Origin of the sequence: Vagococcus silagei (genome assembly GCF_004795745.1) — a bacterium.
Lineage (GTDB): Bacteria > Bacillota > Bacilli > Lactobacillales > Vagococcaceae > Vagococcus > Vagococcus silagei.
In genome coordinates, this window is the sequence record NZ_SDGV01000035.1 from 1 (window position 1) to 16,220 (window position 16,220).

General features: G+C 30.5%; 15 protein-coding genes. 2 read left to right on the forward strand and 13 right to left on the reverse strand.

Features of this window, described 5'->3' with window-relative positions; genetic code table 11:
• Window positions 1–78: 78 nt before the first annotated feature.
• Both tnpB and tnpC read left to right on the forward strand, forming a co-directional pair.
• A complete protein-coding gene (tnpB, locus tag ESZ54_RS11795) occupies window positions 79–432 on the forward strand; it encodes an IS66 family insertion sequence element accessory protein TnpB (protein ID WP_275426557.1) in 354 nt (117 codons plus the stop codon).
• A gap of 95 nt (window positions 433–527) precedes the next feature.
• A complete protein-coding gene (tnpC, locus tag ESZ54_RS11800; protein ID WP_136137855.1) occupies window positions 528–2,060 on the forward strand; it encodes an IS66 family transposase in 1,533 nt (510 codons plus the stop codon).
• Window positions 2,061–2,205: 145 nt separating this feature from the next.
• Here the strand turns inward: tnpC and tagD are convergent, their stop codons facing one another.
• The 13 genes from tagD to ESZ54_RS11865 form a co-directional block, all read right to left on the reverse strand.
• Complete coding sequence (gene tagD / locus ESZ54_RS11805; RefSeq protein ID WP_136137856.1) at window positions 2,206–2,607, reverse strand: glycerol-3-phosphate cytidylyltransferase; 402 nt, start codon at window positions 2,605–2,607, stop codon at window positions 2,206–2,208.
• A gap of 156 nt (window positions 2,608–2,763) precedes the next feature.
• Entirely contained in the window at window positions 2,764–3,714 is a 951-nt protein-coding gene (gene rfbB, locus ESZ54_RS11810) for a dTDP-glucose 4,6-dehydratase (protein WP_136137857.1), read from the reverse strand.
• Between the two features lie 259 nt (window positions 3,715–3,973).
• A complete protein-coding gene (locus tag ESZ54_RS11815) occupies window positions 3,974–5,389 on the reverse strand; it encodes a lipopolysaccharide biosynthesis protein (RefSeq protein ID WP_136137858.1) in 1,416 nt (471 codons plus the stop codon).
• Window positions 5,390–5,406: 17 nt separating this feature from the next.
• Complete coding sequence (locus tag ESZ54_RS11820; RefSeq protein ID WP_136137859.1) at window positions 5,407–6,573, reverse strand: nucleotide sugar dehydrogenase; 1,167 nt, start codon at window positions 6,571–6,573, stop codon at window positions 5,407–5,409.
• Window positions 6,574–6,575: 2 nt separating this feature from the next.
• Window positions 6,576–7,715 carry a glycosyltransferase gene (locus ESZ54_RS11825; RefSeq protein ID WP_136137860.1) on the reverse strand — a complete coding sequence of 380 codons (1,140 nt, stop codon included), beginning with the start codon at window positions 7,713–7,715 and terminating at the stop codon, window positions 6,576–6,578.
• Window positions 7,712–8,971, reverse strand: coding sequence for an O-antigen ligase family protein (locus tag ESZ54_RS11830; RefSeq protein WP_136137861.1), 1,260 nt, complete (start codon window positions 8,969–8,971; stop codon window positions 7,712–7,714). Before ESZ54_RS11830 ends, ESZ54_RS11825 begins: the two co-directional genes overlap by 4 nt.
• 18 nt (window positions 8,972–8,989) lie before the next feature.
• Window positions 8,990–9,889 carry a glycosyltransferase family A protein gene (locus ESZ54_RS11835; RefSeq protein ID WP_136137862.1) on the reverse strand — a complete coding sequence of 300 codons (900 nt, stop codon included), beginning with the start codon at window positions 9,887–9,889 and terminating at the stop codon, window positions 8,990–8,992.
• Window positions 9,868–11,010, reverse strand: coding sequence for a glycosyltransferase family 4 protein (locus ESZ54_RS11840; RefSeq protein WP_136137863.1), 1,143 nt, complete (start codon window positions 11,008–11,010; stop codon window positions 9,868–9,870). The genes ESZ54_RS11835 and ESZ54_RS11840 overlap by 22 nt, the downstream gene beginning before the upstream one ends.
• 20 nt (window positions 11,011–11,030) lie before the next feature.
• Complete coding sequence (locus tag ESZ54_RS11845; RefSeq protein WP_136137864.1) at window positions 11,031–11,768, reverse strand: glycosyltransferase family 2 protein; 738 nt, start codon at window positions 11,766–11,768, stop codon at window positions 11,031–11,033.
• Window positions 11,761–12,438 carry a sugar transferase gene (locus tag ESZ54_RS11850; RefSeq protein ID WP_136137865.1) on the reverse strand — a complete coding sequence of 226 codons (678 nt, stop codon included), beginning with the start codon at window positions 12,436–12,438 and terminating at the stop codon, window positions 11,761–11,763. Before ESZ54_RS11850 ends, ESZ54_RS11845 begins: the two co-directional genes overlap by 8 nt.
• A gap of 3 nt (window positions 12,439–12,441) precedes the next feature.
• Window positions 12,442–13,557 (reverse strand): DegT/DnrJ/EryC1/StrS family aminotransferase, encoded by a 1,116-nt coding sequence (locus ESZ54_RS11855; RefSeq protein WP_275426558.1) that lies wholly within the window; start codon window positions 13,555–13,557, stop codon window positions 12,442–12,444.
• A 15-nt stretch (window positions 13,558–13,572) separates the two neighbouring features.
• Entirely contained in the window at window positions 13,573–15,366 is a 1,794-nt protein-coding gene (locus tag ESZ54_RS11860; RefSeq protein WP_136137882.1) for a polysaccharide biosynthesis protein, read from the reverse strand.
• Between the two features lie 45 nt (window positions 15,367–15,411).
• The gene (locus ESZ54_RS11865; protein WP_136137867.1) at window positions 15,412–16,197 is read right to left on the reverse strand and encodes a tyrosine-protein phosphatase; all 786 of its coding nucleotides are present in this window, start codon (window positions 16,195–16,197) and stop codon (window positions 15,412–15,414) included.
• Between the last annotated feature and the right edge of the window lie 23 nt (window positions 16,198–16,220).

The following is a 16,220-nucleotide window of genomic DNA, read 5'->3' on the forward strand; positions in this document are numbered from 1 at the left end:
TAATTATAACAGATGGGGAGGTTCTTATTTTTATTGCTTTTAGAACGTTAATGTATCAAGGCATTACGATTATGAAATTTGCTCAATTATTCAACAGTAGAAAAAATCTTTATTGTTTGTGGAAAAACAGATATGCGCAGAGGGATAGATGGCTTAGCTTCGATTGTAATGAACCAGTACGAAATTGATGTCTATTCAGATGCTTTATTTTTATTTTGTGGCAATAGCTTAGATCGATTTAAAGCATTGTATTGGGATGGTGATGGCTTTATTTTACTTTATAAACGCTTTGAAAATGGAAAACTTCAATGGCCAAGAAAGCATTCCGAAGTAAAATCATTAACGCAACAACAACTTCGTTGGTTGTTGGAAGGTCTCCAAGTTGATCAGAAAAGAAAAATATCTAATGCGGAACATGGTTATATATCTTAAATATAATAGCGTCTAAGTCTATATATAGATAGTCTTTAGACGTTTTTTTGGTATAATTGGGATAACAAATTCTTTGATGAACCGAGGTGAACAATATGACTGAAGCAGAAAAACAATTATTAAAGCAAAATGAACAATTGTTAAAACAAAATGAAGCATTAACAAATGAACTTCAGCTTTTAAGAGAACAAGTTGATTACTTAACAAAAAAACTATTTGGTCGTTCTTCAGAACAAAGTTCTGATGCAAAAAATCAGATGGACTTATTTAATGATGACCCGTCTTTTAATTGTGCAGAGACAACTGAAGAAAAAACCGTCTTTGAGGAAATAAAGTATAAGCGAAAAAAGAAAAAAGGCTACAAAGCTGAGTTAACAAAAGATTTACCAATAAAAGAGATACACTGTGACTTTGAAGGTCAAGAGTGTACCTGTGATTGGTGTTGTGCTTCTTTAAAGCACATAGGTAAAACTAAAGTTAGAGAAGCTGTCGTTTTCGTTCCTGCAAAGATGTATAGAGAAGTTTACTATCAACACGCTTACGAATGTCCAACATGTAAAAAAGATGGTGTTGATACAATAAAGAAAGCACGTGTGCCAAAACAGCCGATCACGCATAGTTTAGCTTCACCTTCTATACTTGCCCAACTCATCCATCAGAAGATTGAAATGAGTTTGCCTTTTTATAGACAGGAAAAAGAATGGGAAGCATACGGATTGCGAGTGCCTCGTAGAACCCAGTCAAATTGGTTCATTACATCTTGTGAGAAATGGTTAACACCAATTTGGAATGAATTAAGGAAAAAGCTTGTATCGGAAGTGCTCATCCATGCGGATGAGACGTACTACAATGTTTTATCTAGCGACAAACAGAAATCTTATTTTTGGCTATTTAGAACAATTGAACAAGCAGAACAAGCAGAACATCCTATTATCTTATACCACCATGAACTCAGCCGTAAGAGTAGTGTACCTCGGTTATTTCTGGAAGGTTTTTCTGGTTTCCTTCATTGTGATGGTTACAGTGCCTATAGGTCAGTAGATAATGTGATTCTCGTTAACTGCTGGGCGCATGTTAGAAGAAAATTCTTTGAAGCTAAAGATTCGACTTCTAAAAAAACTCCGGCGGCACAAGGCGTTGAATATTGCGATAAACTTTTCCAAATTGAAAAAGAAATTAAAGGATTGCCTAGCGATGAAAAATACCAAAAGAGACTAGAAAGAAGTCAACCCATTCTGAATGATTTTTGGAAGTGGATTGAGTCATTCATGGCATTACCTGGGTCAAAACTTGGAAAAGCCGTTAACTATGCGCTTAATCTAAAAGAGGGATTAATGGCTTTTCTAAAGGATGGTCGTTGCGCCCTATCAAATAATTTAGCAGAGCGAAGCATCAGACCCACGACGATTGGGAGAAAAAATTGGATGTTTTCAGCGAGTGAACGGGGTGCGACAGCAAATGGGATTGCGTATAGTATTGTTGAAACTGCAAAAGCCAACGGCTTAGTTCCAATAAAATATTTTCAATATCTGTTTGAACACCTTCCAAATATTGACGCACCATTAGAATTTGAAACGCTTCAAGGTTATTTGCCTTGGTCAGATCAAATTCAAAGTACATGTAGATAAAAAAATAAGATCCACTGTGCCAAAGTTGACATGGTGAATCTTATTTGGGGTATACTCGATTACTTCCCGCTTACGATAAACTCACGTAAATCCTTGATTATAAAAAACCAAATACCTAAATCTTGGTATTTGGTCTTACATCAATTTACTTATTCTTTTCATGTAAATCTTTTTTTATTTGAGATGTTGAAATTTCTGGCGTTCTTTCTAAATAAACAACTTCAGCGCCTGTTTCCTTAACGAAATCAAACTGACCTTTCCAGTCGTCACCCATTACGAAACAATCCACTTTAAATTCCGCAATATCCGTCACTTTTTGATCCCAGTTATTTTCAGGAATAACCAAATCAACATATCTTATTGCTTCTAATAACATTTTACGTTTTTCATATGAAAAATAGCATTTCTTTTGTTTTTCATCCCAGTTAAATTCGTCAGTTGAAAGCGCGACAATTAGATAATCACCCTGTTCTTTCGCACGACGTAATAGATTAATATGACCATAATGGAGTAAATCAAATGTTCCATATGTAATTACTTTTCTCATTAACTCACCTCTAATTGTTATAACTTTAAGGTAGCATATTTAGCTGAATATGGGAAGAGCTGGCTGGTATTCTAAATAAATTATATAAAGAATCCTCTAAAAAGACTGCATCGCTATAAACCGACCAGCCATTCCGCCTTTTATTTCTTTATTTTTTTATTGTTGCTCAGTGATATACCAATCAATCGTCTCAATTAAACTCTTATCAAAATCCATTTTCGGTTGCCATTTCAACTCCCGTCTAATCTTAGATGAATCTATCGCATAGCGAAAATCGTGTCCTAAACGATCCGGAATAAATTCTTTCAATGATTCTTCTCGATCTAAGGCTCCGATAATAAAATCAACCATTTCATTATTAGTACGCTCATGATAAGCACCGATATTATAAATTTCTCCAGATTTTCCACTGTGCAGTGCTAAATCAATGGCTGAACAATGATCAAAGACATGCAGCCAGTCACGTACATTTTGTCCTTCACCATAAATGGGTAATTTTTCATTCTGAAAAGCTTTCAAGATAATAGAAGGAAGTAGTTTTTCTGAATGTTGATAGGGTCCATAATTATTCGAACATCTCGTAATTATTGTATCTAACCCGTAGGTCTTGTGATAAGACTGAACCAACAGATCCGCAGAAGCTTTACTTGCAGAATATGGACTGCTTGGATTAAGTGGACTATGCTCGAAAAAGTAGCCTTCTAAACCTAACGAGCCATAAACTTCATCTGTAGAGATTTGAACAAAACGATTGATTTGACATTTCTTAGCCACTTCAAGCAACGATAATGTGCCATTGACATTTGTCTCAACAAACGGATATGCGGCCTCAATACTACGATCTACGTGCGATTCTGCTGCAAAATTAATAATAGCATCAACTTTGTATTGTTTAACAAGGTTCGTCACTAACTCGCGATCATTAATGCTTCCCTGAACAAAATGATATCTTGATAAATCCGCAACTTCCTCAACATTTTTTAAATTTCCTGCGTATGTAAGCAAATCTAAATTAATGATTTCATAGGATGAATACTTATCCATCATGTACCTAATGAAATTGCTCCCAATAAATCCTGCACCTCCAGTTACTAAAAACGCTTTCATTTGTTCCCCTACTTTCCAATTTGTTATCTGACATAAATCATATGGTTTCTCACAGAAGTCGATTGATATTTAATTAAGTTAACAGAAAGATAAAAATCGTGTTAAAGATTAATTAATATAACTTTATACAGTTATTATAACATAAAATCACAATTGTTTTTCGTTATATAAAAAATAAAGAAGCATAAAAAAATCAGTTTTAAATTAAAATATTTTATGCTTCTTATTATTATGTATTTTTTAAAAGAAAAACTTAATACTATTCTAAATTATAATGCAATTCACCTTTTTTTATTTTCCAAAGGTCTTTAAATGTTTGATATTGAACTATTAAACTTATAATAAATAGAGATAAATTTATCAAAATAATATTACCAAAATTTATGCTATTAACTAATGCTGTTACTAGAAATATAAGTAAAACGATCACATGTTTAATAATTGGAAAATAAAAACCTAATTTTTTTGAGAATAAAGTTCTAAAAATATAAAATAAAAAATAACCTATGGATACGCCAAAAGCAGCACCTTTATAACCAAAAAGAGGAACGAAAAACCATGTAACAAGAAAACCTACTAATAATGAGATTAGCGATACAAAAATATTATAATAACTTTTTCTTGAATACACAATTCCTAAAGTAGTGGTCTCACTCAAGGTATAAAAAATTGGGATTAAGACTAAAAAACCTAAAATATATTTCGCATCAAAATATGATGGAGATAAAATCAAGATAAAAACATTTTTAAATGTTAAAAGTATATAAAAACCAAATGTAATAAAGAGTAATAAAATATCACTAACAAATTTGAATTCCCTTATACTCTTACCCTCTTCAATCCACCTATAAGCTGTAGGTACCCAAAAACTTGTAAAAGCTACTTGAATTATCAACAACATGTTAGATATTTTTTGACCTGCATTGAATATTCCTAAATCGTAGAAAGTACTCCATTTTCTTAATGAAAAAACTCCTAAAGTATTCAAAAAATTTGTCAACGATACTGAAAGAAGTAATGGTAATCCAAATACGAGCATTTTTCTTATCAAATTAATATCTAATATACTCCATTTAAATTTATTTAACTGAGATCTACACTTAAAAATTAAGTAACTATCAGATAATATTTGCCCAAATATTGTTGAATATATAACTACTAAAAAGTTTTTTTCAAAAAATATTAACAATAATATTAAAACGATTAATGATATTAACTTTATCATTACTGTAAAAAGTGAATATTGAACAGCCTTTTCTTCCATTCTAAGTTGCATCAACAAAAATCTTTCAAAGACAATAAAAATAAGGCCAATACCCATTAAAATAGCGATATTAGGATGTCCTGGATATCCAACAATCCAAATCGAAAGCTCCTCTTTAAAAATCAATAGAATTAAAAAGAAAAGAAAAGATATAAGTAAAGGTATTGCAATAGCATTAAAAAATGAGCTATTTTTATCCTCTACTGCATTATATTCTCTTGAATATGACTGATCCATTCCTAAATAAATCCAACCACTTAACAAAATATAGGTTGCACTAAAAACACTAGATTTACCAAATTCCTCTGGACTAATAAAAAATGTAGTTAAAGGGATTGTAATTAATGATATTAATGCACCAATAACTGGACCTATGGAAAATCCTAATAAGCTACGAATGAATTTTTTCATAATATACAAACCTCATTTTAATCACGATTAAAGACATCTCTAGTATAAATCTTGTCTTTAACATCTTCTAAGTTTTGATCATATCTATTAGTAAGTATTATATCTGATCTTTCTTTAAACAAATCAAAGTCTTGTAAAACTTCACATTCGTTAAACAGATCATCCTGTAATGTTGGTTCAAATACAGTTACATTAATTCCCTCTTTTTTCAATATTTCCATAATACCTTGAATTGAAGAATATCTGAAGTTATCTGAATTTGATTTCATAGTTAGTCGATATATACCAACTGTTTTAGGATCTTTTTCTATTATTTGTTGAGCAATGAAATCTTTTCTAGTTTTATTTGAATCCACAATTGCTCTAATTAAATTATTCGGTACTCTGTCATAATTGGCTAACAATTGTTTAGTATCCTTCGGTAAGCAATATCCACCATAACCAAAAGATGGATTATTATAATGTGTGCCAATTCTAGGATCCAAACCAACACCTTCAATAATTTGTCTAGCATCTAACCCTCGTATTTCTGAATATGTATCTAACTCATTAAAATATGACACTCTCATTGCAAGATAGGTATTAGAAAATAATTTTATTGCCTCTGCCTCAGTTGAATTTGTTAATAATACTTTTGCATCAGATTTTTTTGAGTTTTTTACTAATACATTTGCAAATTTTTCAGCACGAGACGAACATTCTCCAACGATAATTCTTGATGGGTATAAATTATCATATAATGCTAATCCTTCCCTTAAAAATTCTGGTGAAAAAATAATATTTTCTGTTTTAAATTTTTCTCTCATTTCAAGAGTAAATCCAACCGGGACTGTTGATTTAATTATAAAAATAATATTTGGATTTATTATTAATCCTCTTTCAATAACACTCTCTACGGTCGATGTATCAAAATAATTCATTTCTTCATCATAATCGGTTGGCGTGGCAATTATCGCATACTCAGCATGTTCTATCGCTTTACTAAAATTATTTGTAAACTTCAATTTTACTTTTTTATCAGATAAGAATTGTTTAATTTCGTTATCTTCTAGAGGTGAAACCCTATTTTCTAACATTTCAATTTTTTTATCTAAAATATCAAACGCAACGACATCCTCATTTTGAGCTAGCAATAAGGCATTTGCTAAACCTACGTACCCTAAACCAAAAACAGATATTTTCATTTTTATTTGTTCCTTTCATTTACAATATTTATCATATTAATCCAATTTTTATAAATAAAATTAGATGAGTATTTGTTTGATATTTTAATGCCAGCTACTTGTAGTTCACTATATAACAACTCATCATTAACAACTTCTTCTATTTTCTTTGCAAAAGCCTTTGTATCAGGTTTATCAATTATCATATCTTTATATATTTCAGACGATCCTAATATTTCAAGAGGGCCCGTATTCTTAAACGTCACAACAGGTACCCCAAAGGCCATAGCCTCAATTAAGCCTAATCCAAAACCTTCCCATCTTGAAGTAGAAACAATCAAATCAACTTCTTCATAAAATTTTGTCATTTCTGATTCTTTCAGCTGACCTAAAAAATGTACTCTCGATTGTATATTTTTAAAAAGAAATAAATCTTCATCTGATAATTGTTTTTCATTAATACCCGCAAAATAAAATGAATAATTGTCCGGTAAAATATTTATTATCTCAATCAAATAATCAATTCCTTTTGTGTGAAAATCTAAACGAGATACAAATCCAATTTTAGGATCTAATATTTTGTCACATTTTGTCAGATTATTTGGTTTCAGATCAGTAGGATTATCAATTTGAAAAACATTGTCATTAAACTCATTTAATATTTTTAAATCCACTTCAGATAAACATACTACACTGTCAGCAATGGATAATCCTCTTTTATAAAAATCCAGAATCTCAGAATAGTAGTCAGAAAAATATTTAGAAACACTACTATGCTGCCATGCTATAAAAACACCGTGAGGATAATTTTCTTTAAGAATAGGAATCATAGAAGTTAACAAACCACCATTCATTATTATCACATTAATTTCTTTTGATTTTAATATATGTAATAAATGATTTAGATTATGTTTCCAAATTTTTTCTGGATTATAGGAATTTAATAATTTAACTTGAATTTTTTTATTATAATGTCTAAATCCTCTATATATTAATTGATTTGGTTTACTTTCAATTAATATATCATCATAAAAACTTACTGATTTGGTTAACGAATAAAAATATACTTCCATGTTATTTTCGAAAAATTCTTTACCAAGAATATGCGTAACCTTTTGAATCCCCCCCATATTATAATCTTCTGAAACAAAACATACTCTCATTCTTTTTGCTCCTTAACTGTATACGAATACATTAATAAAATAAATGTAGTTATTGCCCAAAACCATCTTAATTGAAATAAACTACTAGGGCTAATACTACTAAACAAGAATGCGCAAAGATATAGAACTAAGTATAAGCTTCTTTGACCCATTTCTTTACTTAATGGATTAAAGAAATTAGTAACCGAGTTGTATAGAATTTGAATATAGCCTTTAACAAAAAATGTAAAAACAATTATTCCAGAAGATACCATAATTTCAATGAAAAAATTATGTAAATTGAATATACCATTAGTTGGAAATTTCGAAAAAGTCATCATTAAGTTTTCAATGTTTCCTAAACCAACTCCAAGATATTTTGAACTGCTCAAAAAATAAAAACCATTTTTTATTAAATTTAATCTAGTAAAATTAGATTGATTATTAAAAAACTCTATAGTTCTAAAATCCGTAACACCAATATTCATAAGTATTATAGCAATACATATTAAAATAAATAACATTAATAAAACGAAAAACAATTTAATATATTTAGATGTCATATGCTTACTTTGTAGAATCATCAACAAAACATATATAACAATACAAGTTAATAATCCTAATAAATTACCTCTAGATTGAGTCATATATAATAAAAAAACATCAGCAAGTAACAGTATGAAAATAAAAAATTTTTTTTGCCACTTTTTTGAGGAAATAAGTAAGTAAAATAATAATATTATAAAAAACACTAAAACTGTAGCATAATTATTTGTATTATATAACGAAGAAACAGGCATTTTGTTTCTCAAATATCCTGAGATGTAAATATTATCTGTAAAAATATATTCTCCAGTAAATACTTCAATTAATCCTGCGTAAGTATGGAATATAATTGGAACTAATAATATTTTTATACCTTTACTATACTTTTTTAACCCACTTGTATTTAATACAGCTAAAAATAATAGTATAAACATTATAAACATATTCATAATTTCAACAAGAAACATTTCTCGATTAATAAAAAATGTACTTTGAATCAAACTGTATAACATCCAAAATAAATAAAATAATAAAATGTTTCTAATTTCCTTTTCCTGTTTTAAATTGATACCATTATATATCAATAAAACTAGTGTAAAAAGACTCACAATTAAGATTAGACCAAATAACACTATGCTTGATCCTATTATAGGGATATTCCCAAGTAACATAATAGAAAATATAATATACAACAAGTAAACGTTTATCCCTTTAATATCAAACTTTTGCATAATTCATTTCTCCTAAATCTAAAAAATACGTATATTTTTTTTTCTAAATTTTTTTATTTCTCTTAAAAAAAATAAAATTCCTCCATGCTTTAACGAGGAACCTAACATTCCCTTTGCTTTCATAATGCTTTCTACACTTTGATTCGAATCAATTTTTTTTATATATTCAAACTGCTCAATAAATTTATCATTTCGGATTTCTAAATCTTGAATACTTCTTAATTTTGATAAGTTGTCCATACCTTCAGTCACACAATAAACATATGCATCATCTACTTTTATTGTTTTTGCATGAGAACTTAATTTAGTCGAAAACATTACATCATTTGCAACTTTTGATCCATCAAAAAATATTTTATTCTTTTTAATCAAAGAACTTTTTATTAATTTTCCCCATGGAACCAGATATTTATACCTTAATCGATATTGAGTTTCAGCATTATTCTGTTTTAAAACATCAGCAACTAGATTATTGAATACCTCGCCACGATTTCCAGGAACTTCAGTATCTCCAGAATATTTTGTTGATTTAACTTTAAAAAAAACTACATCGAAATTACTTTCTATATATTTATCAAAATACTTAAACGCATCACACAAAAAATAGTCGTCAGCATCAGCGAAAATCGTCCATTCTGAATTTGAATATCTTAATCCTTCATTTCTTGCTTCTCCTGCATATTTTGAATTTGATTTTAATAAAGTCACATTTCGCATATCGAGATTGAAATCACTTACAGCTGTTTTTAATTTAGCAAAAATTTCTTGTTCGCTATTATCATCAACAATAAAAATTTCTATATCTTTTCTTCTTGGGATAGAATTCACTAATCTTATAACTTTGTCACAACTATTTTTATGAGGAATTATTACTGAATATGTATACATAAATTCACCTACTCCATCAATTTTTCCCATTCTTTCTTTATACACTCTGATGAAAATCTACAATTTTGAGAAATATTTTTAGATTTTTGTCTATAGTACGTCAGCAAATCGGTATTTTTCAAAAGATAAATTAATTTTTCTTCAATAAAACTCACTATGGAACTATCAACATAATCAGACTCATACGTCTGTTTTGGATAGTTTTTTACATTCAAATTTAAAGTAAAATCTTTGTTCCAAACTTCAAATTTTGGTGACACTAAATATCCATTTTCATGATTTAATACCATTTCAGGAATAGCATATATATCAGTACTAATGACTAATAAACCATGTTTAATCGCCTCTAAAGTCACCAATGAAAAACTATCCATTCTTGTTGGATTAAGAAAAACATGATGCTCTCTGTATATTGTATATAATTCATCTCTAGAAAAGGAAAAATCACGTAATTTTATATTAGGATTACTATCCAAACCTTTGTTCAAATCTTCTCCTAAACTCGAAAGTTTTGTAATTACTGTTAATTTAATATTATTAAAACCTTTGTTTTTCAAATTATCAAAAACCTGAAGAAGATCTCTTCCACCTTTTAAAGTGAAATTTGAAGAAATAAAAAGACACTCTAAATTATCATAAGTTGTTTCAATCAATGACATATCATTTTTTATCAATGGATACAGCTGTTTTATTTTATTTTCATCATATATTTCAGGAGAATAGTAATTACTAAACCCTTTAAAACAAGCATCTGATATACATATTACACCTAATAAATTATCGTCAAAAAAATATTTTTTTAGTCTTTTTTTTGTAATTCTTGAATTCATTCTAGTCCCACTGTAGTTTATCAAAGCTGTCGGATTTTCTAGAACAATATAATATGGGCGAATACTATTTTTAATAAACCTATTATATGTCACAAATATATCAAATTCCTTATTTTCTTCTGTACTGACTTTCATTGTTGTAAAGAATCCTAAAAAATCAAAAATCGATTTATTTAAAAATCTAGAAATTTTTTCTTTATGAACATTTGCGACTTCAAATTTTTTTTTCTTATTAACAAAGAATTCAAAATTGCTATAATTTTGAGACAATAAGTCTTGAAAAAAACCTCTATATGCTCCTATCAATTTTACTTTCTTCATGAACTAACCTCAAATTTTCTTTATTTGTAGTGTTTTAAAAATGCATTTATTCCGTAAAAAACAAAATAATATGACGTTTTAAATACACTCAATTTTTCTAAATTCCTACAATTTTTCCAGTGATTTTTTACAGCTTCAAATTTATTATTTGAAATCGAACCCTCAACTTTTCTATAAGAGGCAAGATTTTCATTTAATCCATATGCCTCAGAAATATTCTCACGTAATAACTTAGCCCAGGTCATGGAATCATGATCTTTTCTAACATTAACGATTGATACATCACCAACTATTGATCGATTTATCATCACCGTTAACATTCCAATAATCGTATTTTTCATGTATTGATTGTAGTTTAAACTTTTTGGAACTTTTATCGGTTTAGTTTTTCCCATAATTTGATATGCTGTAAATGTAAAACCATAATTTTTTGCCTTCATAAAAGCCAATTGTTTTTCTAACTTTAACTCATTCCAAGTATCATCAGCATCTAAAAAAGCAATAAAATCAGTTTCTGCTAGTTTTAATCCTACATTTCTTGCTTCAGCAGCACCTTTATTACTCTCTAATTTTATATAATGAATTCTTTTATCATCTTGATATCTTTTTATTATACCTTCAGTTCCATCACTTGAACAATCATCCACTATATACCAATTCCATTTTTCATATGTTTGCTTAAGCACGCTGGTAATTGTTTCTTCAAAATAATTTTCTGAATTGTATACCGCTGTAATAATACTGATTGTGTCATTCATTGCAATTATCCTTTAAAATTTTATTATATTCAAATTCACTAATTTTTTTTATTCGATACAAATAATCTCCATAATCTTCTCCGGTCTCAAAACCTTCTGTGTCGATATCTGAACGTTTTAGTACTTTTTTGATTGTAATAAAAATAATTTTAATATCAAATAATAAAGATATTTTTTCAATATACTCTAAATCAAAATTAAATTTTTCATCCCAAGTAATATTATTTCGTCCATTGACTTGTGCCCATCCTGTAAGACCTGGTAATACATTATGTCTTTTTTGAACTCTCTCATCCATATACCACAAATCTTTTACTAGTTGAGGTCTTGGTCCCACAATTGACATGTCACCTTTTAAAATATTTAACAATTCAGGGAGTTCATCTAAGCTTGTCGAACGTAATACTTTTCCAAATTTTGATAGTCTTTCACTGTCTGGTAACAAATATCCATTTAAATCTCTTTCATCTGACATTGTTCTAAACTTGTACATTGAAAAAACTTGGTTATTTTTCCCAGGTCTCTCTTGTTTGAAAATTACTGGAGAACCAAGTTTAGTTTTTATAAGTAATACTATAATTAAGAATAACGGAGATAAAAGAATCAATGCAAGACCAGAAAAGATTATATCAAAAAATCTTTTTAATATATTTACGTAAAAAAACCTCATTCTCTATTCTCCAAACAAACTTTTTATTATTTCTATCACTCGATCTTGTTCTGCTTCAGACATTTTTGAATCACTTGGTAAACATAAACCTTTCTCAAATAAATCCTCTGCAACTTTATCTCCTACAAAGTCGAATTCTTCAAAAATAGGTTGTAAGTGCATTGGCTTCCACAATGGTCGTCCTTCAATATTATGCTTTTCTAATTCCTCAAGAATTATTGTAGGCGTAACTTTACCTCTCACAAGCATTGGTGACAACCAATGATTTGAGAATTCCCACTCATTTTCATTTGGAAAAGTTATTTCAGAGATATCAGACAATCCAGCTTTATACCGAGCAAAGATTGAACGCTTTTTCGTTACGCGATCATCTAATACTTTTAATTGTCCACGGCCGATTCCGGCTGAGATATTACTCATGCGATAATTATAACCAATCTCTGAATGTTGATAATGAGCGGCTTGGTCACGACTCTGAGTAGACCAAAAACGAACTTTTTCAGTTCGTTCAGCCTCGTTACACACAAACATCCCGCCACCTGAAGTCGTGATGATTTTATTTCCGTTAAACGAATAAATACCATAATCACCTAAAGTACCAGTATGTTTTCCTTTATAAGTTGTACCTAAACTTTCAGCGGCATCTTCAATAAGTGACACATTGTATTTTTTACATAATGCAATAATAGGATCCATATCCGCAGACTGACCATAAAGATGGACAACGATTACTGCTTTAGGTGTATATAATTCAAAAGCTTTTGCTAAAGCTTTTGGATCCATATTCCAAGTGTCATAATCACTATCAATAAAGACTGGTTTCGCACCTTGATAGATAATTGGATTTACCGATGCTGAAAAAGTTAAAGACTGACAAAATACAATGTCACCTGCTTTTACATCTGCTGCTTTTAAAGCTAAATGAATCGCAGCTGTCCCTGAAGAGAGGGCAGCTGCGTGATCAATCCCCACGTATTGCGCCAGTTCTTTTTCAAAACCATCCACATTTTTCCCCAATGGAGCAATCCAGTTTGTATCAAAGGCTTCTTGAACAAACTGTTCTTCAAATTTTTCATCACTCATATGTGGCGAAGATAGTAAAATTCTTTTCTCCATGATTAATTCAAACCCCTTTTATTCCTGACTTGATGCTTTCGCAAAACGAATTAATTCTTTCATTAATTCCTCTTCATCTTTTGGTAGTTTTTCCACTTCCGCCATGACCTCATCAAATTGGAAGCCATTAACAGTGCCGACAAATATTTTTTCATGAACTTGCTCTTTTGCTCGTTCTTTATCAACCAATAATTCTTCATATAATTTTTCACCAGGTCGAATGCCTGTCTCAATAATCGGAATCTCAGCTTCTGTATATCCACTTAATTTAACCATTTGGCGTGCTAAATCTAGAATTTTTACGGGTTCTCCCATATCTAAAATAAAGATTTCGCCACCTTTAGCAAGTGCACCTGATTGGATTACCAACCGACTTGCTTCAGGGATCGTCATAAAATAGCGCGTCATTCTAAAATCAGTAACTGTCACAGGTCCACCCGCTGCAATTTGATTTTTAAATAATGGAACAACACTCCCACGACTTCCCAAAACGTTCCCAAAACGAACAGCGGAGAATTTTGTCTTTCCTTCTTTGTTTAGTCCTGTCACGATCATCTCAGAAATACGTTTTGTTGCACCCATCACGTTTGGTGGATTAACAGCTTTATCAGTTGAAATCATGACAAAAGATTGAACTTCATTTTGAAGTGCAGCATAAGCAACGTTTTTAGTACCATAAATATTATTCTTAACAGCTTCACGCGGATTATACTCCATCAACGGTACATGCTTATGTGCTGCTGCATGGTAAATAACCACTGGTTTATATTTCGCAACAACTTCATTGATACGTTCATAGTCTTGCACATCTGCAATAACAGGTACAATTTTTGTTTCCGAATTACCAAAGGTTTGGCGTAATTCTTTTTCAATTAAATAAATTGAGTTTTCACCATGGCCTAGTAAGACGATGCATTTTGGTGAAAATTGCATTACTTGGCGGCAAATTTCAGAACCAATTGAACCACCTGCGCCTGTTACTAAGACGGTTTCATTAGTGACTTGATCTTTAATGACTTCTAAATCGAGCGACACTTCATCACGACCTAATAAATCGACAACGTCAATATCACTTAATTTTGAAACAGCAACCTTACCTGTTGCTAATTCTTCTAATGACGGAATTTTGTTTAAAGTAATATCTAATGGATTAACAATATCTAATAAACGTTCATACTCTTTTGGCGTCATTGATGGTATTGCAACGGTAAGCACTTCAATCTCATAACGATTCACTAGTTTAGGAATATCATCAATCGTTCCAATTACTTTAATGCCTTGTAAGAACATGTTTAATTTATTTGGATCATCATCAATAAATCCAACGACATCTAAATTTCCCTGGCTTGAGTTTTTCTTTAATGTATTGTAAAGTAACTCGCCACCATCTCCAGCACCAATAATTAGTGCTTTTTTCTTTTCTCTTGATACTCTCCCCTTATGCAGACCACTTTCTGCAATCACACGCCAAACAACTCGACTTGCGACTAATAACAAGATGCTAATGAAATATGCTGAAAAAAGATGCAACATATTTGCACGCTTGTATTGAAAAATGCTAAAAATAATAATTTCAATCACACTTGTTAATGTTATCGCCGTTCCTAAAGACAAGATTGCATTAAAACCACTGTATCGATTGATACGTTTGTGGACTTGTAAAACCAACGCAAAAATTGTATAGAGCGCGAATTGTATTACAAATGAATACAAGACGAAGCGACGAGACATCGGCACGAATGAATGGATGTATAAGTAACTAATAATATTAGCAAATGCGATAATCAAAGTATCGACCCCAATCAATACCATGATCTTTTGTTTTCGATTCACTTTACATCCAACTCCTTTTTTCTCCTATTTTTTAAACAAACCTAATCGTTGATACCATTTCAGTTCAATCATCTCAGGCTGTAATGTATCAACCTTTTCACCACTGATAATATTCAGTGCTGTTTTCTCGAATAATTTACGGCGATTTTCACCGTATTCTTTTTCGAGTTTTGCATATGCTTCTTGCATGTGAAACGCACGGCGCCCTTCATGGACATGGGCATCTGAAGCGATTAAGTGAACTAAATTATGTTTAATTAGCGTGTGTGATGTTTTCTCAATTTCACGGCCAAACAACCCTAACAAGCTTGCATTGGTTAATTGAGCTAAACAGCCCATCTCGATAAAAGGAACTAAATCATTTGGTTCTTTCATAATTTGTGCATTTCGCTCCGGATGAACAATGATCGGTCGATAGCCATTGGCACATAACTCAAAAAGTACTTGCTCAGCATAGGCTGGAATGTTACTAGATGGAAACTCAATTAATAAATAAGTATCCGTCAAGTCAGCAAATAAGATATCTTGTGTTTCGACACGATAAGTAATATCAGTCGACAAACGAATTTCTTGTCCTTCAAAAAGTGTTAAAGGAATCTTACGTTTATCCAATTCTTCTTGTAACGCTGCAACGTGCTTAATAACGTGTTCTCTAGGATTTAGATAGACACCATTATTATGATGCGGCGTACACAAAATATGTGTAATTCCTTCTTCAACAGCCGCTTCTGCCATTAAAAGTGACGCTTCTAAGTTTTGAGCACCATCATCGATGCCTGGTAAAATATGGCAATGGATATCAATTGACATGTGTTTTCCCCTTTCCGTGTAAT